Below are 20352 nucleotides of genomic sequence, written 5' to 3' on the forward strand. Positions count from 1 at the left end.
CGTAAGCTTAACATGTTTGTTCAGTGTGCTTCTAGAACTCTTGGGCTTTAGCTGTTAGCTTCCCTCAAAAATACTGGGATACTGTATTTTTATGTTGATAAGGGTTATGACAAGTGGCAATAGAGTAGAAGGCGTGCAAAAAATCTTTGCACGCCTTCTACTCTGATATACATGGATCGTCTGTATCTTGTGGGTGTTAGTACGAGAGTCCTAGAACCTTTGAGGTGTGTTCTAGTACTTCGTCGGCAAGTTCTGGTGTTTCGTTGAGTCGAACGCCGAAAGCCGGAATCAGTTCACGGATACGAGACTCCCATGCTGGGAACTGTTCTTTGAAACATTGTTGCAGTAGGTTCAACATGATAGGAACAGCTGTAGATGCACCGGGGGAAGCGCCAAGAAGCGCAGCAAGAGAGCCATCGTGAGCAGAAATGAGTTCTGTACCAAATTGGAGGATGCCGCCTTTAGCGCTGTCACGTTTCATGACTTGTACACGCTGACCTGCTTGAATTAGTTCCCATTCGTCGGCTTGAGCTAACGGATAATATTCGTGTAGCGCGTCAATACGGCTTGACTGATTCTTTGCAAGTTCCCCTACAAGGTATTTTACGAGAGAGAGGTTATCGAGGCCTGCACGAATCATGGGGTAGAGGTTATCGGGGCGTACCGATAGCGGAAGATCTAAAAATGATCCTTGTTTTAAGAAGTTTGTACTAAAACCGGCGTAAGGCCCAAAGAGTAGGGAACGTTGCCCGCGAACATAGCGGGTGTCAAGGTGCGGCACCGACATAGGTGGGGCGCCGACAGAAGCTTGACCGTACACTTTGGCGCAATGTTCTGTTGCGGTGGCTTCGTTGGTGTTTCGTAAGAATAGGCCAGATACGGGGAACCCTCCGTAGCCTTTTCCTTCTGGGATACCAGATTTTTGGAGGAGTTTTAATGCTCCACCGCCAGCACCTAAGAACACAAAACGAGTATTAACCACAAGGTGTTCTTCGGAGTTCAAACGGTTTTTGACCGTAATTTTCCATTGCCCGTTGGTGTCTTGGACGAGTTGAGTGACGTGGTGACCGTATCGTACGCTTACTCCCTGTGAGGTGAGGTAGTTGGTGAGCTGTTCGGTCAAGTACCCAAAATCGACGTCTGTTCCTTCGGGGGACCAGTTTGCTGCTACTTTTTGTTCAGCATGACGTCCTTGCATGGTCAGTGGCGCCCACTGGTGTATTTCTTGGTGGTCTGTAGAGAACTGCATTCTCTCAAAGAGTTTTTCGCGACGGAACGCCTCAAAACGTACCTTGAGGTAGGCGCTGTGCTCTTCACCAAAGACTAAAGACATATGCGGTACAGAGTTGATGAAGGAGGCGTCTGTGAGTTTTCCTTCTGCGACGAGAGAGGCCCATAGTTGTCGAGAAGTGTAAAACTGTTCGTTGATGCCTAATGCTTTTGCGGTAGAGACGGTACCATCTGCACCTGCTGGTGCGTAATTGAGTTCGCATAGTGCAGCATGTCCGGTGCCGGCATTATTCCACGGGCTAGAAGATTCTTGACCTACGCGGTCTAGACGCTCAAACATGATGATGTTCCATGATGGCTCTAATTCTTTGAGCAACACACCAAGGGTTGCGCTCATAATGCCACCACCGACGAGTACGACGTCAGTCGATTCCGTTGTAGCCACGGTTATTACTCCCAAGAGATGATAAGTCAATACGAGGTAAGTCTTCTTTGACTTACCACAAAGATTTTTGAGGCATATGGTGATGCACAAAAACCTCTGAGCTTTAGACTAACTTATTCGGTGCCTTCAACGGTGAACCCTTTTGCTTGCAACCTGAAAAAGACACGATAATTTTTAGGAGTGAGCCTTTGCCGACGCAAAATTTGCGATGCCTGTGGCACTGAGCGGGTAATAATCGACGCGTGGGCCAAGAGCTACCGAAGAAATAGGGTACGCGATAGGGATAGCAGGCATTAATAATGCGATGTGCAGATTAATTGCTTGGTATGCGATACGGCGTTTATCAACGTCGTTGATTTGGTCTGCTGCTCTCATCGCGCTGAGAATTTGTGGATAGGTTATTTTTTCTCGCGGTAATTCTGCCAGTGAAGTGCTATCTGGTGCAGGGGCGTCGTCTTTTTCTGTTATTGGAGCTTCTGTATCGTCTTTGGGTTGTTCGTCAGTTGGTGCGTCGAGTTTGTGGTTGTCGGGTGCTGGTTCTTCGAGGATTTCTAATTCGCCGTTTTCGATATAGGTGGCTTCGCTGTGTTCGGCTGAATGCACGATTTCTGAGGTGGGCGCTAGAACTCTTGAGATAAAGGCATTTGGGTCGCGGTAGGAGCCTACGAACCCTGTTAATGCTAGGGCACGTTCTGTGCTGTGTTGACTAATAACGTCGAGGTACCCTTCGTTCCACGGGACGGGCATTGGTTTGATGTTGAGACCAATAGAGACGAGATTTGCGGCTAAAGAGGCATAGATGGCTTCGGGAGATTCCATGGTTGCTAAAGAAACACCTGTGGGGTAGTAGAAGGTGAGTTCTTCGCCGTTGTATCCACTTGCTTCGAGTTGTTCTTTGGCGCGGTTTTTATCGTAGTTATAGTAGGCGCGTGTGTCATCATTTTTCATCATGAATAGCGCTGGTAAAAAGTCGTTTGCGACGTTTGTTCCTTGAGGAAAGTTATTGCGTACCACTTCGTGGCGGTCGAGGGCGTGAGCTATGGCTTGACGCATGAGCGCCTTGTTGAGGACGGGGTGATCCGTGTTAATGCTGATATAGCAGATGGCGTAAGGGTCTCGTGGTTGGATGAGGTTGCCAGAGCGTGCTAGCGGAACATAGTTGTCGATGGCTACGAGGTCGTAGGCGTCGATGTCTCCGTTGCGTAGAGCATAGTAGCGTTTATCAGAATCGGAGATGGTGCTGATGATGAGCCGTTCAATAACAGGTGCTGTTCCCCAATAGGTGGGGGAAGCTTCGAGGGTTGCTGTGGACCCGTCCCATTCTTTGAGGGTGTATGCGCCTGTTCCTACGGGTAGTTTTTTGAAATGGTATTCGTCATTGAGTGAGGCGGGGGAGGCAATGCCAAATGCTGGTTGGGTGAGTGCCTTAATAAAAGATGTTGAGGGGCGTGAAAGTGTGAAGATAATTTTTTCGTCGACGGCTTTGCAGTCTGTGACTAGCGGTGTTCTTTGGTCTGGTGCGGTGACTCCACTGAAAAGTTGTAGGTAATCGGTGTGGGAGTATGCTGTGGTGTCGGCTGCTGCGTGGACCCATCGTTGATAGTTTTTGAGGACGGCATCTGCGTTGAAGGGTGTTCCGTCGTGGAATGTGACGTTGTTTCGTAGGGTGAAGGTGTAGCTGAGTCTGTCTGAGGATACGTCCCATTTGGTTGCAAGGGATGCTTCGGGTAGTCCGGTGTCGACGTTTGCTCTGAGGAGGGGCTCGAGAACTTGTGCTGAGATGCGTGCTGTTTCAAGTGTTCCGCTGGTGGCGACATCTAATGATGATGTGGGTGCTGCGTTTGCGAATCGAAGAGTGACCGGCTGGTGTTTGGTGGGTGTGGGGGAGGTACTTGTGTCGTTGGTGTGTGGTGTTGTGGTGTCTTGGTGCTCTTGTGCAGAACAGGCGCTGAATGCTGTTGCGGCAGCAAAGAGTGACCCGTAGCGGAAAAGTTTGCGGCGGTTGAGACCAGAAGACACAGAAACACACTTCCCTTGTGAGCGGTAAGGTCGACGAAAGAGCTGTATTGACCTGTAGATATAGATAAAGCCCAGTATATACCGGGCTTTATCTTTTCTATGATGTTATGCAGTGCGCAAGGAGGGACTTGAACCCTCACGCCCGAAGGCACAGGAACCTAAATCCTGCGTGTCTGCCAATTTCACCACTCGCGCATGTTCAGCTGAGCGAACTCTAGAAATAGTACACGATATATTTTGGCTGTGCAAATCGGCAGAGAAAATAATGCAGAATTTTTGAGATGAGGGCGCTGGAATGTGCGTTAGCTGGGGTCAATACCGAGGTCACGGCGTAGTTTTGCAACGTGTCCTTTAGCTCTCACATTGTATTGAGCGAGGCTGATGTTTCCGTTTTCGTCGATGACGAAGGTGCTGCGAATAAGCCCAATATAGGTTTTTCCATAGTTCTTTTTCTCTCCCCATGCACCATAAGACTCCGCTACAGTGTGGTCCTCATCTGATAGGAGTTCGAAGTTGAGTTCTTGTTTTTGGGTGAAGTTCTGGAGTGCTTGAGGGGAATCGGGGGATACTCCGAGTACGACGTATCCGTGGCTTTGTAGTGAGGTGATGTTGTCACGAAAGTCGCAGGCTTGGTTGGTGCAGCCGGGAGTATTTGCTTTGGGGTAGAAATAGAGTACGACTTTTTGTCCGGAGAATTGTTCTAAGGAGACGGTTTCTCCGTTGCTGTTTTTGAGTGAGAATGCTGGTGCTGGTGTTCCAATGTCGAGGCGTTCTGCCATGATTGAATGCTCCTACTATTTATAGGGGGTGGGTGTTGTTTAGGGGTCTATCTTATCGGGTGGCAGATGTTTTGCACTAGGTGCGCGTGGGTGATTGTTTAGGGTGGGGGAGTCACTAAAACCAAACCTGTGTCCAATATGTGAAACGCTTAGGTGTGATGTTCTCATCTCTTGAGGCTCTACGGTTTTTCTTGGTGTTCTGAGAGCGTTCTTAAAAACCTGAGGTTTGCTTGACGAAACTATGTGCACGGGCTGTGTGTGAGGTCTGAATGTGATTATTCTTTGCTTGCCAAAGTATAGATTCCGTCAAAATATGTAAAGACTTTACCTATACTGGATACATGCCTGATATTGGTAATTGGTCAATTAATCGTTTGTTATCTACGTCCGCTCGTATGCTTGAACATAGCTGGAATAACCGCCTGCGTGAGTTGGGATTAACTCACGCCGGAGTTACTGCTCTTGGTGTCATTGCTCGTGAAGGAAAAACTTCACAAGTTCGTATCGCCTCCATTGTTGGAGTGCAAGCTCAAACCATGGGAAAGACTTTATCTCGTCTAGAGTCTCATCACTATGTTTATAGGGTGCGCAACGCCAATGATCGGCGTAGCTATCTTTTAGATATTACTGACGAGGGACGAGACGTGCTTGCACGCGCTGAAAAAATTGATAAGAATCTCGCCTCCTTGGGTGCGTTAGCTAACCCTGAATTTCGTGAGATGCTCGTCGATATTGTACGTAAACTCTCGGAAGAAGAAGGTAACGATATCGTTCTTCACGGTGCTCACGAAGAACATCGTGCCGCCGTAGGACTTGCCGACTTCACCGGAGACATTGAACCCGTACAACCTGAAGGGGAAGCTCCCGTCGAGGTGTCTCAAGCTGTTGGCCCAACAACTGCGGTGCTTGACATTGTTACCCCTGAACTTCTTGACGCTGCTCGTGCTCAACGAGAAAAATAAACCCCATCAACTGTGTTTTATGCAACATTGAGAGTGTAGGGTTTGCTATATCTTCATAATGTCGGATATAGTTTATTCGTTGCTTCGGCAACGAGAATGCGCCTCTAGCTCAATTGGCAGAGCAATTGACTCTTAATCAATGGGTTGTGGGTTCAAGTCCCACGGGGCGCACCACATAATATTGAGGGTCTGACTCGAACGAGTCAGGCCCTCAATGCTTTAACGCTGACTCACCCGGCGTGCGGTGTGCCGCATATCTCTTGTCTGAAAATTTGCGTCTTCCTCCTCACCGAGGTATAGTTTTTATTCGTTGCTTCGGCAACGAGAATGCGCCTCTAGCTCAATTGGCAGAGCAATTGACTCTTAATCAATGGGTTGTGGGTTCAAGTCCCACGGGGCGCACCACATAAAAGGGTGGTTACCAACAAAAACGGTAACCACCCTTTTCTACATCTGTAGAGTGTATCAACACGCAGAAAACATCAAAAAATATTAGTCCTCAAGCCACGACTCACTTAGAAAACTCTGAAAATCATGAATATCACTAGACTGCTCTAATACACCCGAACCATTCTCTAAAACAATCTCAATACTCTGAGGAATCGTCAAAATAAAAGACGTACCCGTCGTAGACTCCAAACCAAAAGTATTTTCATTCAAACTATAGGCACGAATCGCGTTTGTATTATCAATAGAGGTAGGAGTCCCCGCCGGTAAAGCCTGCGGCAAAAGTACGGGAGCCACAATGACCTCTCGCGGAGTGTCACGATACCCAATAATGAAATACTCTTGAGAATCCTGCTGCTGAATAGCAATATCAGGATTGCGATACAACGCATGACCCGTAGCAAAAATAAGGTTATAAGCACCATAGTTGATAATCTGCTCATCAAATACTGGGTGCAAAGCTGCCGTAATGAACTCGCTAGAAAGCGTATGTGTGGTCATGAACCCCAGTCTAGGGTAAACGCCCCTCTAACGCGACTATTAAAACATTATTGATGTTTTGCACGTCATATTTAACATCACGTCATATTTAACATAAGGTCACGCTCGTTAAAAGACGACATAAACAGCGCATAATCCGCCCAAAAAGACGAAAGACCTCACAATAACGTGTCGGATGATGAGATGTCTTTGACTTTTACCGCCCATCACGACAAATATTATAGCTATGCAAATGCAACGCAGTTCACAACACATTATTAGCCTTCTAGTCGTCAGATAGGGCGCGCTAGCCTAGGCAAAACTTTGTTGTGTTCCATGCATGCGTACCCTTCGCTCCACTCAGGCGGAGGGTTTTTTCGTATCAGGAAAACACCAAAACCTCCTACGAACATGATCGGCAGACACACCCGTCAACGACCATGAAAAGCATCACCACCACTAAAACGTCAAAGGGCAAAAGAAAATGACCACGGGTCCATCGATGACACCAGCTGTACTCGCTCAAAACGTTGGCAAACACAACGACAGCACCGCAACCGAAACCCACACCGAACGCATGACCGGTTCACAAGCGATTATTCGCAGCCTCGAAAAACTCGGCGTAACCGACATCTTCGGCCTACCCGGAGGAGCCATCCTCCCCACCTATGACCCACTCTTTGACTCCACCCAAATTCGCCACATCCTCGTACGCCACGAACAAGGCGCAGGACACGCAGCCCAAGGATACGCACTATCCACCGGAAAAGTAGGAGTCTGCCTCGCCACCTCAGGCCCCGGAGCCACCAACCTCCTCACACCCATCGCCGACGCAAACATGGACTCCGTACCCATCGTCGCCATCACCGGACAAGTCTCAAGCACCGTCATCGGCACCGACGCCTTCCAAGAAGCAGACATCGTCGGCATGACCATGCCCATCACCAAACACAGCTTTATGGTCCGTGACCCCCAAGAAATCCCACGCTGTATCGCCACCGCCTTCCACATCGCCTCCACCGGACGCCCCGGCCCCGTGCTCGTAGACATCACCAAAGACGCACAACAAGGCATGATGGACTTCTCATGGCCACCCACCGTCGAAATCCGCGGGTACACACCCGTCACCCGCGGACACTCCAAACAAATCCGTGAAGCAGCAAAACTGCTCGCACAAGCACAACGCCCCGTACTCTACGTCGGCGGGGGAATGGTACGCGCCAACGCACCAGAAGAACTGCAACGCCTCGCAAAAAACACCCACGCACCCGTCGTCACCACACTCACCGCACGCGGCGCATACCCCGACTCCGACCCACAAAACCTCGGAATGCCCGGTATGCACGGCACCGTACCAGCAGTTACCGCACTCCAAAAAGCTGACGTACTGCTCTCACTCGGAGCACGCTTCGACGACCGCGTCACCGGCGTCCTCTCATCCTTCGCACCCGATGCGAAAGTCATTCATATCGACATCGACCCCGCCGAAATCTCAAAAATTCGTTACGCAGACGTACCCATCGTAGGAGACCTCGCACAAGTACTACCCGAACTCAACAGCCTCCTCGAAACCGACTACGCAACAGAACTCAGCCCGCTCGAACCATGGTGGCAAACCCTCAACGCCCTCAAAGAAAACTACCCGCTGGGATACACCACCACCGACGACGGACTCGGCTCACCCCAATACGCCATCGAACGCATCTCAGCGCTGAGCGGACCCGACGCCTACTATGTTGCCGGCGTTGGACAACACCAAATGTGGAGCGCCCACTTCCTTAAACACGAAAAACCACGCCACTTCATCAACTCGGCAGGACTCGGCACCATGGGCTACTCCGTGCCCGCCGCCATGGGCGTACAAGTAGCACACCCCGACGCAATCGTCTGGTCCATCGACGGAGACGGCTGCTTCCAAATGACCAACCAAGAACTAGCCACCTGCGCACAAAACAACATCCCCATCAAAGTTGCTATCATCAACAACTCCTCACTGGGCATGGTGCGCCAATGGCAAAACCTCTTCTACGACGGACGCTACTCACACACCCACCTCAACACAGGCGCCGGCACCGTACGCATCCCAGACTTCGTCAAACTAGCAGAAGCCTACAGTTGCGCCGGACTACGCTGCGAATCAGACGCCGACGTTGACGCAACCATCCAACAGGCGCTCGCCATCAACGACCGCCCCGTCGTCGTAGACTTTACCGTCAGCCCCGACGCCATGGTCTGGCCCATGGTGCCCACAGGAGTCTCCAACGACCTCATCCAAATCGCCAAAGACACCTCACCCATCTTTGAAAGAGAGGACTAAGCCATGAGCCGCCACACTTTCTCCGTCTTAGTTGAAGACAAACCCGGCGTGCTGGCACGAGTCTCCGGACTCTTCGCCCGAAGAATGTTCAACATTGAGTCCCTCGCCGTTGGTAATACAGAAGTTCCCGGCATCTCACGTATTACCATTGTGGTAGACGCCGAAGGAAACCTATTAGAGCAAGTCACCAAACAGCTCAATAAACTCATTCACGTCCTCAAAATTGTTGAACTTACACCAGAAACCTCAGTGCAACGAGACCACATCATGGTCAAAGTTAAAGCTGATGCGCAAACACGTCTGCAAGTCACCCAAGCAGCAGACCTCTTCCGTGCCCAGGTGGTTGACGTCTCTACAGAGTCCGTCATCATTGAAGCAACCGGATCCGCCGAAAAACTCGGTGCCCTACTCGACGTACTCGAACCTTTCGGCATTCGAGAAATTATCCGAGCCGGAACACTCGGACTCGCACGTGGGCCACGTTCCATGAGCGAAAAAGCTCTCAGAAGCTAAACCGCTCACCACCACGGGGCGCACCCCGACGCAAGTTTTTAGATACGACTGCTCAACACCAGAACAGTCACCACACACTAACACCAAGGAGAACACCTCTCATGGCAGCAAAAATCTTCTACAACGATGACGCAGACCTATCCATCATCCAAGGACGCTCCGTCGCCATCATCGGCTACGGCTCCCAAGGTCAAGCGCACGCACAAAACCTGCGCGACTCCGGCGTCGACGTACGCATCGGACTCGCAGAAGGCTCCAAATCACGAGCCAAGGCAGAAGCAGAAGGCTTCACCGTCATGACCGTTGCAGAAGCAACCGCAGACGCAGATGTCATCATGATCCTCACCCCAGACCAAGTACAAGCACAGGTCTATACCCAAGACATCGAACCCAACCTTGAAGAAGGCGACGCACTCTTCTTCGCACACGGATTCAACATCCGATTCGGCTACATCCAAGCACCACAAGGCGTTGACGTCGCCATGGTCGCGCCCAAAGGCCCCGGACACACCGTACGTCGCGAATACGAAACCGGACGTGGCGTACCAGCACTCGTAGCCGTTGAAGTCAACGCATCCGGAACCGCCCAAGAACTAGCACTATCCTACGCAAAAGGTCTCGGCGCAACCCGTGCAGGCGTCATCGAAACCACCTTCACCGAAGAAACCGAAACCGACCTCTTCGGCGAACAAGCAGTACTCTGCGGCGGCGTATCACAACTGATCCAATACGGTTTTGAAACCCTCACCGAAGCCGGATACCAACCAGAAATCGCCTACTTTGAGGTCTGCCACGAACTCAAACTCATCGTTGACCTCATCAACGAAGGCGGAATCACCAAACAACGCTGGTCCTGCTCCGACACCGCAGAATACGGCGACTACGTCTCCGGCCCACGCGTTGTAACACCAGAAACCAAAGAACACATGAAAGCGGTGCTCAACGACATCCAAAACGGAACCTTCGCACAACGCTTCATGGACGACCAAGCCAACGGCGCACAAGAATTCCTCGAACTACGCGCCAAAGGCGAAGCTCACCCCATCGAAGCAACCGGACGTGAACTACGCAAACTCTTCTCTTGGAACAAAGTCCAAGACGACTACACCGACGGAAGCACCCAACGCTAACACACCATAAACACCCCCAAAAGTAGAGCCGATGAGAGCCACCGCCCTCATCGGCTCTACTCATGGTCTTGGCAACATCCCACGTAACGGCTAAGACACAGTAGCACCGTCAAGAAACTCAACGGTAAGATAGTCTACTAACCGGCGCTGTTGGCCGTCAGGGTGAACTGACAGCACCGCCTCCACAACAAACATGAGCGCAAAAGCTCACCAACATACCATGAGCGTTACCGCCGTATCGGGTGAACGGTACCGCCCCTTCAAGACTGCCTTGAATACCCCTTAAGGAACATTTTCGTGACTCATAAACCCGTCGTTCTCATCGCAGAAGAACTCTCCCCAGCAACCATCGAAGCACTCGGCCCCGACTTCGACATCCGAACCGTCGATGGAACCAACCGCCCTGAACTACTCAAAGCACTAGCCGACGTTGACGCCATCCTCATCCGCTCAGCAACCCACGTCGACGCCGAAGCCATCGCCGCCGGAAAACACCTCAAAGTGATTGCACGCGCCGGAGTAGGACTCGACAACGTCGACATCAAAGCAGCAACAGCCGCCGGCGTAATGGTCGTCAACGCACCCACCTCAAACGTCATCTCCGCCGCAGAACTCACCGTCGGACACATCCTCGGACTAGCCCGCAACATCGCACCAGCATCTGCCTCCATGAAAGAAGGCCAATGGAAGCGCTCGCAATATGCTGGTGTAGAACTTTACGAAAAGACTATTGGCATTATTGGTTTGGGACGTATCGGCAGTCTGGTTGCAGAACGTCTTAAAGGTTTTGGCACTGAATTGATTGCGTACGATCCATTTGTGACCTCTTCTCGTGCAGCAACAATGGGTGTTGAACTCGTTGAGCTAGATGAACTATTAGAGCGTGCTGACTTTTTGACGATTCACATGCCACGTACACCAGAGACTATGGGCATGATTAATGAGCAGTCTTTTAAGAAGATGAAGAACACCGCCTACGTCATTAACGTTGCTCGTGGTGGGCTTATTGATGAGGCTGCGTTAGATACTGCGTTGCGTTCTGGTCAGATTGCTGGTGCCGCTATTGACGTGTTCGTGAAAGAACCTGCAAAGAACGTTCCGTTTATTGAGTTGCCGAACGTGGTGTGTACCCCGCATTTGGGTGCGTCTACTGCGGAGGCTCAAGAAAAAGCTGGTGTGTCGGTGGCTCGTTCGGTGCGTCTTGCGCTTGAAGGTGACCTCGTGCCTGACGCTGTTAACGTTGCCGGCGGCGCTATCGATAAGGATGTTCGCCCAGGTGTGCCTTTGGCTGAGAAGCTTGGGCGTATTGTGACGGCGCTTAGCAGTGGTGAGGCGATGACTCATGTTGAGGTTAAGGTTGCTGGAGAAATTGCTACAAAAGATGTGACTTCGTTGAAGCTTTCGGCGTTGAAGGGTGTCTTCACTGATGTTGTTTCGGAGAAGGTATCTTATGTGAATGCGCCGATGATTGCTCAACAACGTGGTATTGAGGTGGAGCTTACTACTACTGAGGAGACAGAATACTTCCGTAATGAGACGATTCTTTCGGCGGTACTTGCATCAGGTAGCACTGTTAAAGTTTCGGGTACGGTTACTGGTCCTAAACTTGTTGAGAAGCTGACAAATATTGGTGGCTATGACCTTGAGATTCCGATTACGGATTATATGCTCATCCTTGAGTATGAAGATCGTCCGGGCATGATTGCTGCGATGGGTACGCTTTTGGGTACGGCGTCAATCAATATTGCTGGTATGCAGGTCTCTCGCGGTGATAAGGGCGATCAGGCGGTGGCTGTGTTGGCGCTTGATTCTGCTCCTAGTGCAGAAGTTGTCAATAGCATTAAGAACATTGTGAATGCTTCACGTGCTGCGTGTGTGAACCTTGCACAATAGCTAAGCGTTAGCAGTGGAAGGGGGTGGGTACCATTTTGGGTGTTCATCCCCTTCTTTGTGTTGGTGGTGCTGTTGTATATTGATGTGAATTATGGGCTATTTATGGATAAAGACTGTGAAAAGTTCCGTTTTATCTGTAGCGCCATATAAAGTAATGGGTATGAGTTCAACCCCGTATTACATCACCACTGCTATTGCTTACCCGAATGGTGACCCTCATATTGGTCACGCATACGAACATATTGCTACTGACGCCATGGCGCGTTTTAAACGTCTTGACGGTTATGACGTCCGTTTTTTGACTGGTACTGATGAGCACGGTCAGAAGATGCAGACTACCGCAGCTAAGCTTGGTATGAGCGCTAAAGAGCTTGCTGATCAGAACGCTATTCGTTTCCGTGCGATGGACGATATGATGGGCGTTTCGTATGACCGTTATATTCGTACTACTGACGCAGACCATTATGAGGCTTCACAGGCTATTTGGAAGCGTATGGAAGCAAATGGCGATATTTATCTTGATAAATATGCTGGCTGGTATTCTGTGCGTGATGAAGCCTATTATGCGGAGGACGAGACGGAGCTTCGTGACGGTCAGCGTTATGCGAAGACGACTGGCACTGAGGTGGAGTGGACGGAAGAAGAGTCGTATTTCTTCCGCTTGTCTAAGTATCAGGATCGTTTGCTTGAACTATATGAGAATGAAGGTTTTATTTATCCTGAGACTCGTCGTAATGAGCTAGCAAGCTTTATTCGTGGGGGATTGAACGATCTTTCTATTTCTCGCACAACTTTTGACTGGGGTGTTCCTGTCCCCGGTAATGATCGACATGTGATGTATGTGTGGGTTGACGCTCTCACCAACTATTTGACGGGTGTAGGCTTCCCCGATGTTGATAGTGAGATGTTCACAAAGTATTGGCCTGCTAACGTTCACATGATTGGTAAGGACATTTCTCGTTTCCACGCTATTTATTGGCCTGCTTTCTTGTGGTCTGCTGGTATTGAGCTACCACAGCGTGTCTTTGCGCACGGGTTCTTGCTCGTTGATGGTGAGAAAATGTCGAAGTCTGTTGGTAATGTGGTTGGCCCAGCTGATTTGGTGAAGACGTTTGGTCTTGACCCGTTCCGTTTCTTCTTGTTGCGTGAGGTGTCTTTCGGTCAGGACGGCTCATATTCTCCTGAGGCTATTAAGAACCGTATTAACGCTGATTTGGCGAATGATTTAGGAAACTTGGCGCAGCGTTCTTTGTCGATGATTGCAAAGAATTGTGGCGGTTGTGTTCCTGAATTTGGTGAGTTCTCGGATACTGATCAGAAGATGCTTGATGATGCTGCTGCTTTGTATGAGAGTGTGCGTGCTGATTTTGAGGAGCAGGCTTTCCACCGTGCGTTGGAGAGTATCTGGAAAGTTGTTGCTGATTGTAACCGTTATTTCACTGCTGAAGAGCCGTGGAAGTTGAAGAAGACCGACCCGCAACGCATGAACACTGTTTTGTATGTGACGGCTGAGACGTTGCGTCGTGTTGCGTTGTTGGTTCAGCCGGTGATGCCAGAGTCGATGTCTAAAATGCTTGACCTTTTGGGTGTTGCCGAGTCGGAGCGTACTTTTAGCTTCTTTAATCAGGTGCTGGTTGCTGGTGCTCAGTTGCCGAAGCCTTCTCCTGTGTTCCCTCGTTATGAGGACGACAAAGAGTAAAGTACTGGCGATAGAAAGCTCGTAGAAAGTATGGTGTCTCTCATGTTCTAGAACATGAGAGACACCATACTTATAATATGTGGGGTTTAGGAGCTAAACCATTTGAGTTCGGTGACTACAGCTTGAATTTGTCGGGCTAATGCGAGATAGCCCCAGCCGTTGAGGTGAATACCGTCGGTGGCATAGAGGGAGCGGGGGAGTCTGCCTTGTTGGTAGTCGTCTGCGTCTTCTTTGCTGTTCCACACCCCAGAGCCGTTCAAGTCGCCGTAGCGTAGCCATGGTTGTTGGGTGACTTCTCGTAGGTATTCTTGGGGATTGATGAATGCGTTACCGTAGGTTTGACGTCCCCACTCGTTGTATGCGCGAACTGCTTTGGCACGCCCTGAATCGGGGCCGTCTCCATCTACCGCGAAATGCCCGAGAATGATGGTGCGTTCTGGCGCCATATCAACAGCGAGTTGGGTGTGTTCTTTGATGCGGTCGAGTTCGGTGATGTTGTTGCGTCCTATCTGCACAAGGTGGTGCGATGAATAAGAAATCATCTGCTGATAGGAGGAAAATACTGAAGCTTTAGCTACTGTTGCGGGTGCGTAGCGTGGTTCTCCGGCGATGGTGCGTGTGAACGTATATGAGCCGGGTGCGCCTTTGATAGCTTGTAATGTGCCGGGGATATCTTGAACATAGCCGGGGTAGTAGGAGGCGTCATTCCATTCGACGGCGGTAGATTCTGTTTGTTGTACGGTGACAGAACCTTCTGCGGGGATGAGGTCTTCAGGGAATTTGAGTGTCATGGTGAACTGTGGTGCACCTCGACGCGCCAGAATGTTGGTGGAGGTTTCGGAGCCTTGACCAAAGTTGAGGACGGGCACTTGAAGGTATCGTGTGAGTAGGGTGCTCAGGCGTACATCGTAACCGGCAACAACACCTTCTGTGGCTCGTGCCCCCTCAATAGAGGAGCTACCCCATAACGCTAAGGAGGGGCCTGCAATAGCCGGATAGATGAACTTCTCAGGGAAGTTGTGTGCCGTAGGTGCAGCTTGTGCGGGTGCAACACTGCGGGCTGTGAGAACAGTTGCCCCAGCGACAGCGCCACCTAGCGCGCCCATACGGAACAAACCTCGACGAGAGGACGAAAAATCTGGTGTATTGTGCATAGGTATTGCCTAAAGCACCCTTTCTATGGGTGTGAGTAGTATGTTTCGGAATGAGTTTGTCACTATACTAAGATAGTAAAAATTTTTGAGAGTGAGTGAGCGTGTCCCAAAACCCTAAGACTTCACAACGAAGCCTTATCATCCTGTCTACTATTGTACTGACGGTTTTAACTGGTTGTACACCGCCACCACAAAATTTTGAAGAACTGAAATATACTCCAGCTCAAGAAGAACACCTCAACGAACTTAAAGAGTGGATTTTCCCTCCTCAAGAAGCAGAACAGGCACGCCGTAAATTTACGGCACGATGCGTGCAAGCACGTGGCGGAGTATACGAAGAACCAGCACGAGAATACCAGCTTAAAATATCTTTTGCTGGGGGACTGACCGCACAAGAAATTAGTGAACGTGGCTACCGTCCAAGCTCACAAGAATTAGCGCAAGCACACTATGATACGGCGGGTAAAGCAGCGTTCTTTGGGGACGCTCAAAATGGTACGGTTAGCACCGGTTTTATGGATTACCACAGTGGGGATATTCCTCGTGACGGGTGCATGGCGCAAAGCTACCAGTATATTTATGGCACCGTTCAAGATGGCATGAATGTTGCCTTATTAGCACCTACTTTTGCGCAGACTATTCGTGATGATGTCCATCAGGATAAGGACTATCAAAAACTGGTGGAACAGTGGTCTGCGTGCATGGAAAAAGCTGGGTATGCTGATTTGCATACGGTAGAGGCTGCAGAAGATGTAGCGTCTTCTAGCACTGAGCAGCAACAAAAAGATATTGCGCAAGCTGACACCCGATGCCGTACCGATATTAGTTATGATCAGAAAACTCATGATATTGAGAACGGGTATTATGAGGCGGTGTATCAGCGTCTTAAGCAGGTGTCTTCTCAGATTAAAAAGATTCACCAGCGAGCGTTAGAGAATGTTGCTCATGACCGTGAGAATCCTCAGAATTCTTCTCCGATTGAACAGCCTTCTCCAACACCAAGTAGCAGCATGACAGACGCTACGGCACAGCCTGATACTGCCTCAGCGGGCGCTTCTGCTGCTGCACACGGTTAGCGGCTCTTGTGAGGGCGTGTAACCTCACGACATGCAACGCAATATCTCACCGATAGAGATAAGAGAACCCATAAACCTGATAAAAACCCCTAGACTTGAGATTATGCAGTACATATCGACGCGAGATACCACCCGAACTCCTGCCCGTTTTACCGACATTCTTCTTAGCGGGCTAGCACCTGACGGCGGGCTTTACCTACCCACCGAATACCCACAGCTTGATGACGCCACCTTGACCCGTTGGCGTACCGTCCTTAACACTGAAGGGTATGCGGCACTCGCCGCTGAGGTGCTCCTACTGTTTGTGGACGATATTCCTGCCAAGGATCTTCGTACCATCACAGCCCGCGCCTACACGTACCCTAAGTTTTCTGATGAGCAGATTGTTCCTGTCTCCACGTTAGAAGACGGTATTTTCTTGGGGCATTTGTCTCAGGGGCCAACGGCGGCGTTTAAAGATATGGCAATGCAACTTTTGGGTGAGCTTTTTGAATATGAGCTTGCACGCCGTGGCGAACGCATGAGCATTGTGGGTGCAACCTCGGGGGATACGGGTTCTTCTGCCGAGTATGCGATGCGTGGGCGTGAGAACATTAACGTTTTTATGCTGACTCCTGCTGGACGTATGACAGAGTTTCAGCAGGCTCAAATGTTTGGTCTTGATGAGCCGAACATTTTTAATATTGCGCTCGATGGTGTTTTTGATGATTGTCAGGATATTGTCAAAGCAATTTCTGCTGACGCACCGTTCAAAGAGAAGTACCGTATTGGTGCGGTCAACTCGATTAACTGGGCTCGTCTTCTGGCTCAGATTGTGTACTACGTTTCGTGTTGGATTCGCCTTACCGACCAGAACACTGAGCGTATTTCGTTCTGCGTACCAACCGGTAATTTTGGTGATATTTGTGCCGGTCATATTGCCCGTCAGATGGGGCTACCTATTGACCGCCTTATCGTTGCAACCAACGAGAATGACGTATTAGACGAGTTTTTCCGTACGGGGCAGTACCGTGTGCGTTCTTCGGCTGATACGTATAAGACCTCTAGCCCGTCGATGGATATTTCTCGGGCATCAAACTTTGAGCGTTTCATCTTTGACGTGTTGGGCCGTGACGCGGCAAGGGTTGGGGAGTTATTTGGTACGGCTGTTGCTTCTGGCGGGTTCTGCCTTGCTGATGATGAGGCGTTCTCTGAGGTGAGTGGCCGTTATGGTTTCCTCTCTGGGAAGTCTACTCATGAGGATCGTATTGCGGTGATTCGTGATTGTTATGAACGCTACGGTGTACTGCTTGACCCTCATACGGCAGACGGTGTGAAGGTTGCTCGCGGGCTTCGTGAGCAGGTGTCTACTCCGATTGTGTGCCTTGAGACGGCGTTGCCGGTGAAGTTTGCTGAGACGATTTATGAGGCGACTGGTACGGAGCCGGAGGTTCCTGAACGTTTTGCTTCTATTCTTGAGGCTGAGCGTCGAGTGAAGGATATGCCGTGTAGTGTTCAGGCGGTGCAGGAGTATATTGTGCAGTGTCTTGGTGCTGATTTTTAGGGTGTAGTTTTTACTTCGTGTGGGTGCGCCGGTTCGTGCTGTTTCATATTATGAAACGTTGGGTGGGTATTCTGCCATGCTACGAACCGGCGTACTACTTTAAGTAGTATGACTGAACAACGCACCCTCAACCTTGCGATTATTCCGGGCGACGGTATCGGCCCAGAAATTGTGGCACAAGCAGAACGCGTCCTTGACGCTGTTGCTACACGAGACGGTTTTACCCTCACAAAAACTACGTATTCTTTAGGTGCAGAGCATTGGCTCGCCACCGGCGAAACTCTCACTGACGAGACGTTGACGCAACTAGGTGGGCATGATGCGATTCTTTTTGGTGCGGTAGGTGCCGACCCTCGTTCTGCTCAGGTGCCTTCTGGGCTGATTGAACGTGAGATTCTCCTAAAATTACGGTTTTCGTTTGACCATTTTATTAATCTGCGCCCTTCACGACTATTTGCGGGTGTGAGCTCTCCTTTAGCTGACCCTGGTGACATTGATTTTGTGGTGGTACGTGAAGGCACTGAAGGCCCGTATGTGGGTAATGGTGGTGTGATTCGTTCTGGTACGGATGCTGAGATTGCAACCGAAGTGTCGGTGAACACGGCGTATGGTGTGCAACGGCTAATGCGTTATGCCTTTGAACTGGCGACACGGCGTGAACGCAAGAAGCTGACGCTGGTGCATAAGAATAATGTGCTGGTGCATGCTGGCGGTTTATACACTCGCACTTTAGAACAGTTGAGTGCCGAATACCCGCAGGTGAGCGTGGATTATTGCCATGTGGATGCGGCAACTATCTTTTTGACAACTGACCCGTCACGTTTTGATGTGATAGTAACCGATAACCTTTTTGGTGATATTTTGACTGATCAGGCTGGTGCTATTACCGGCGGTATTGGGTATGCGGCGTGCGGAAATATTAATGCTTCGGGGCAGTACCCGTCCATGTTTGAGCCGGTGCATGGTTCTGCACCAGATATTGCGGGGCAGAATGTTGCGAACCCGACGGCAACAATTCTTGCTGCTGCCATGTTGTTACGACATGTTGGGTTAGAGGATTCTGCGGTGCGTATTGAACGGGCAGTGGAGCATGACTTGGCAGAACATGCTGGTCAGGCCCGTAGCACGGATGTGATTGGTGCAGATATTGTGACGGCTTTAGAGAAAATCTAGTGTTGAGTAGGTGCGGTGTGCTTTGATAGAGAGAACACACCGCCTGCGAGTGTGAAGAATAATTTGAGAGAAGAGAGATGACGATGTCTTTAACTTTTAGTGTTGAACCCAACCCTTCACCAGCTACCGAAGCTGACCGCGAAAAAGTCTTCGCTAACCCTGGTTTTGGTGACTTTTTCTCTGACCATATGGTCAGCATTGACTGGAAGGGCACATATGCTGACGGTGGCGAGTGGTCTAATGCGCGGGTGAGCGCGTACGCACCGTTGAGCCTTGACCCTGCTTCTTGCGTGTTGCATTATGGGCAAGAAATTTTTGAGGGTGTTAAAGCGTACCGTCATGCTGATGGTTCTATTTGGACGTTCCGCCCGCAGGTTAATGCTCAACGTTTGCAGCGTTCTGCTCGTCGCCTTGCCATGCCAGAACTACCCGAAGAACTTTTTGTAGAGTCTTTGAAACAGTTGGTGAGTATTGACCGTGAGTGGGTTCCTCGCGGTGAGGGTGAGGCGTTTTATTTGCGCCCGTTTATGATTTCTACCGAGGCGTATTTGGGTGTTCGCCCTGCCCATGAGGTGAAGTATTTGGTGATTGGTTCTCCGGTGGGTAACTATTTTGGTACGGTTGCGCCGGTGGATATTTGGTTGTCTACCGAGTATGCGCGTGCTGGTGTGGGTGGTACGGGTGCTGCTAAGTGTGGCGGTAACTATGCTGCGTCGTTGATTGCTCAGCTTGAGGGTGAACAGCATGGTTGCAAGCAGGTCATTTTTAAAGATTCTCACCGTGATGATGCGATTGAGGAGCTGGGTGGCATGAACGTGTTCTTTGTTTTTGGTGATGAGAATAAGCTGGTGACCCCTGAGTTGACGGGCACCATTCTTGAGGGTATTACGCGTCAGTCGATTATTCAGTTGGCGAAGGACCGTGGCATGACGGTTGAAGAGCGTAAGTTTACTCTTGATCAGTGGCGTGAGGGTGTTGCTTCTGGCGCTATTTCTGAGATTTTTGCGTGTGGTACTGCTGCGGTAATTTCTCCTGTGGGTGCGTTGAAGTCTGCTGATGGTGTGATTGCTGCCCCTGGTGATGGTGCTGCTGGTGAGGTGACGTTGAGTTTGCGTCAGGAGCTGGTGGGTATTCAGACTGGTGTGGTTGAGGACCGTCATGGTTGGTTAACACGTTTGGTGTAACACCCAAAAATAGTAGTAGCCCCCTTCTGTTGGGGGAGGGTGTTGTGTGAGGTTTGTGGTGTGTTCTTGTGACTGAAGGGGTGGCAAGGGCACACCACATATTTTTATGCTGTTTTTCATAAAAATATGTGGTGTTTTTACTTGTTATAGGTGATAATTATTTTAATGTTATTTTTAGAAAGGTGATGTTTCATGTCTGTAATTGAATCTAAGTCTCCCGAAAAATTACATGAAGAAGTTTGTACTATCATAGATAACATTAATGAAAAAATTAAAAATTATAGTGGAGAATGGGTATCTTTCCCAGG

General features: G+C 50.0%; 15 protein-coding genes and 3 tRNA genes. 12 read left to right on the forward strand and 6 right to left on the reverse strand.

Going from position 1 to position 20352, the window contains the following annotated elements; all coding sequences use genetic code 11:
- Positions 1–196: 196 nt before the first annotated feature.
- The 4 genes from ACN08X_RS06880 to bcp form a co-directional block, all read right to left on the reverse strand.
- The gene (locus tag ACN08X_RS06880) at positions 197–1681 is read right to left on the reverse strand and encodes a malate:quinone oxidoreductase (RefSeq protein WP_419108315.1); all 1485 of its coding nucleotides are present in this window, start codon (positions 1679–1681) and stop codon (positions 197–199) included.
- Positions 1682–1849: 168 nt separating this feature from the next.
- On the reverse strand, positions 1850–3694 hold the full coding sequence (locus ACN08X_RS06885) for an ABC transporter substrate-binding protein (protein ID WP_419108302.1): 1845 nt from the start codon (positions 3692–3694) through the stop codon (positions 1850–1852).
- A 113-nt stretch (positions 3695–3807) separates the two neighbouring features.
- Positions 3808–3889, reverse strand: a tRNA-Leu gene (locus ACN08X_RS06890).
- A 107-nt stretch (positions 3890–3996) separates the two neighbouring features.
- Entirely contained in the window at positions 3997–4473 is a 477-nt protein-coding gene (gene bcp / locus ACN08X_RS06895) for a thioredoxin-dependent thiol peroxidase (protein WP_419101443.1), read from the reverse strand.
- A gap of 341 nt (positions 4474–4814) precedes the next feature.
- On the opposite strand from bcp, the gene ACN08X_RS06900 reads away from it, so the two are divergent.
- From ACN08X_RS06900 to ACN08X_RS06910, 3 genes are all read left to right on the forward strand, one after another.
- On the forward strand, positions 4815–5435 hold the full coding sequence (locus ACN08X_RS06900) for a MarR family winged helix-turn-helix transcriptional regulator (RefSeq protein WP_419108303.1): 621 nt from the start codon (positions 4815–4817) through the stop codon (positions 5433–5435).
- Between the two features lie 98 nt (positions 5436–5533).
- Positions 5534–5609, forward strand: a tRNA-Lys gene (locus tag ACN08X_RS06905).
- Positions 5610–5764: 155 nt separating this feature from the next.
- Positions 5765–5840 (forward strand) — tRNA-Lys (locus tag ACN08X_RS06910).
- Positions 5841–5927: 87 nt separating this feature from the next.
- On the opposite strand, the gene ACN08X_RS06915 is transcribed toward ACN08X_RS06910, so the two are convergent.
- Positions 5928–6383: a hypothetical protein gene (locus ACN08X_RS06915; RefSeq protein WP_419101441.1), complete on the reverse strand. Its 456-nt coding sequence runs from the start codon at positions 6381–6383 to the stop codon at positions 5928–5930.
- A 463-nt stretch (positions 6384–6846) separates the two neighbouring features.
- Here ACN08X_RS06915 and ACN08X_RS06920 point away from each other — a divergent pair, with 463 nt between their 5' ends.
- From ACN08X_RS06920 to metG, 5 genes are all read left to right on the forward strand, one after another.
- The gene (locus ACN08X_RS06920; protein ID WP_419108304.1) at positions 6847–8679 is read left to right on the forward strand and encodes an acetolactate synthase large subunit; all 1833 of its coding nucleotides are present in this window, start codon (positions 6847–6849) and stop codon (positions 8677–8679) included.
- Between the two features lie 3 nt (positions 8680–8682).
- Positions 8683–9192 carry an acetolactate synthase small subunit gene (gene ilvN / locus ACN08X_RS06925; protein ID WP_419101439.1) on the forward strand — a complete coding sequence of 170 codons (510 nt, stop codon included), beginning with the start codon at positions 8683–8685 and terminating at the stop codon, positions 9190–9192.
- A 101-nt stretch (positions 9193–9293) separates the two neighbouring features.
- Positions 9294–10322, forward strand: a complete 1029-nt coding sequence (gene ilvC, locus ACN08X_RS06930; protein WP_419105967.1) for a ketol-acid reductoisomerase — start codon at positions 9294–9296, stop codon at positions 10320–10322.
- A gap of 297 nt (positions 10323–10619) precedes the next feature.
- Positions 10620–12215 (forward strand): phosphoglycerate dehydrogenase, encoded by a 1596-nt coding sequence (serA, locus tag ACN08X_RS06935; protein WP_419108305.1) that lies wholly within the window; start codon positions 10620–10622, stop codon positions 12213–12215.
- Between the two features lie 160 nt (positions 12216–12375).
- Positions 12376–13914, forward strand: coding sequence for a methionine--tRNA ligase (metG, locus tag ACN08X_RS06940; protein WP_419108306.1), 1539 nt, complete (start codon positions 12376–12378; stop codon positions 13912–13914).
- Between the two features lie 86 nt (positions 13915–14000).
- On the opposite strand, the gene ACN08X_RS06945 is transcribed toward metG, so the two are convergent.
- Complete coding sequence (locus ACN08X_RS06945; RefSeq protein ID WP_419108307.1) at positions 14001–15068, reverse strand: hypothetical protein; 1068 nt, start codon at positions 15066–15068, stop codon at positions 14001–14003.
- A 101-nt stretch (positions 15069–15169) separates the two neighbouring features.
- On the opposite strand from ACN08X_RS06945, the gene ACN08X_RS06950 reads away from it, so the two are divergent.
- The 4 genes from ACN08X_RS06950 to ACN08X_RS06965 all read left to right on the forward strand — a co-directional run bounded on the left by ACN08X_RS06950 (position 15170) and on the right by ACN08X_RS06965 (position 20044).
- Positions 15170–16144 carry a hypothetical protein gene (locus ACN08X_RS06950; RefSeq protein WP_419108308.1) on the forward strand — a complete coding sequence of 325 codons (975 nt, stop codon included), beginning with the start codon at positions 15170–15172 and terminating at the stop codon, positions 16142–16144.
- 103 nt (positions 16145–16247) lie between these two features.
- Positions 16248–17687 (forward strand): threonine synthase, encoded by a 1440-nt coding sequence (gene thrC, locus ACN08X_RS06955; RefSeq protein ID WP_419108309.1) that lies wholly within the window; start codon positions 16248–16250, stop codon positions 17685–17687.
- Positions 17688–17795: 108 nt separating this feature from the next.
- Entirely contained in the window at positions 17796–18860 is a 1065-nt protein-coding gene (locus ACN08X_RS06960; protein WP_419108310.1) for a 3-isopropylmalate dehydrogenase, read from the forward strand.
- Positions 18861–18943: 83 nt separating this feature from the next.
- Positions 18944–20044 carry a branched-chain amino acid aminotransferase gene (locus ACN08X_RS06965; RefSeq protein ID WP_419108311.1) on the forward strand — a complete coding sequence of 367 codons (1101 nt, stop codon included), beginning with the start codon at positions 18944–18946 and terminating at the stop codon, positions 20042–20044.
- Positions 20045–20352 lie beyond the last annotated feature (308 nt).

The organism is Rothia sp. P6271 (assembly GCF_048512995.1).
Taxonomy (GTDB): Bacteria; Actinomycetota; Actinomycetes; order Actinomycetales; family Micrococcaceae; genus Rothia.

Excerpts from the sequence above, each read along its gene's own strand:
- bcp (WP_419101443.1), bottom strand. The coding sequence starts at position 4,473 with ATGGCAGAACGCCTCGACATTGGAACACCAGCACCAGCATTCTCACTC.
- ACN08X_RS06900 (WP_419108303.1), top strand. The coding sequence starts at position 4,815 with ATGCCTGATATTGGTAATTGGTCAATTAATCGTTTGTTATCTACGTCC.
- ACN08X_RS06915 (WP_419101441.1), bottom strand. The coding sequence starts at position 6,383 with ATGACCACACATACGCTTTCTAGCGAGTTCATTACGGCAGCTTTGCAC.
- ACN08X_RS06920 (WP_419108304.1), top strand. The coding sequence starts at position 6,847 with ATGACCACGGGTCCATCGATGACACCAGCTGTACTCGCTCAAAACGTT.
- ilvN (WP_419101439.1), top strand. The coding sequence starts at position 8,683 with ATGAGCCGCCACACTTTCTCCGTCTTAGTTGAAGACAAACCCGGCGTG.
- ilvC (WP_419105967.1), top strand. The coding sequence starts at position 9,294 with ATGGCAGCAAAAATCTTCTACAACGATGACGCAGACCTATCCATCATC.
- metG (WP_419108306.1), top strand. The coding sequence starts at position 12,376 with ATGAGTTCAACCCCGTATTACATCACCACTGCTATTGCTTACCCGAAT.
- ACN08X_RS06945 (WP_419108307.1), bottom strand. The coding sequence starts at position 15,068 with ATGCACAATACACCAGATTTTTCGTCCTCTCGTCGAGGTTTGTTCCGT.
- thrC (WP_419108309.1), top strand. The coding sequence starts at position 16,248 with ATGCAGTACATATCGACGCGAGATACCACCCGAACTCCTGCCCGTTTT.
- ACN08X_RS06960 (WP_419108310.1), top strand. The coding sequence starts at position 17,796 with ATGACTGAACAACGCACCCTCAACCTTGCGATTATTCCGGGCGACGGT.
- ACN08X_RS06965 (WP_419108311.1), top strand. The coding sequence starts at position 18,944 with ATGTCTTTAACTTTTAGTGTTGAACCCAACCCTTCACCAGCTACCGAA.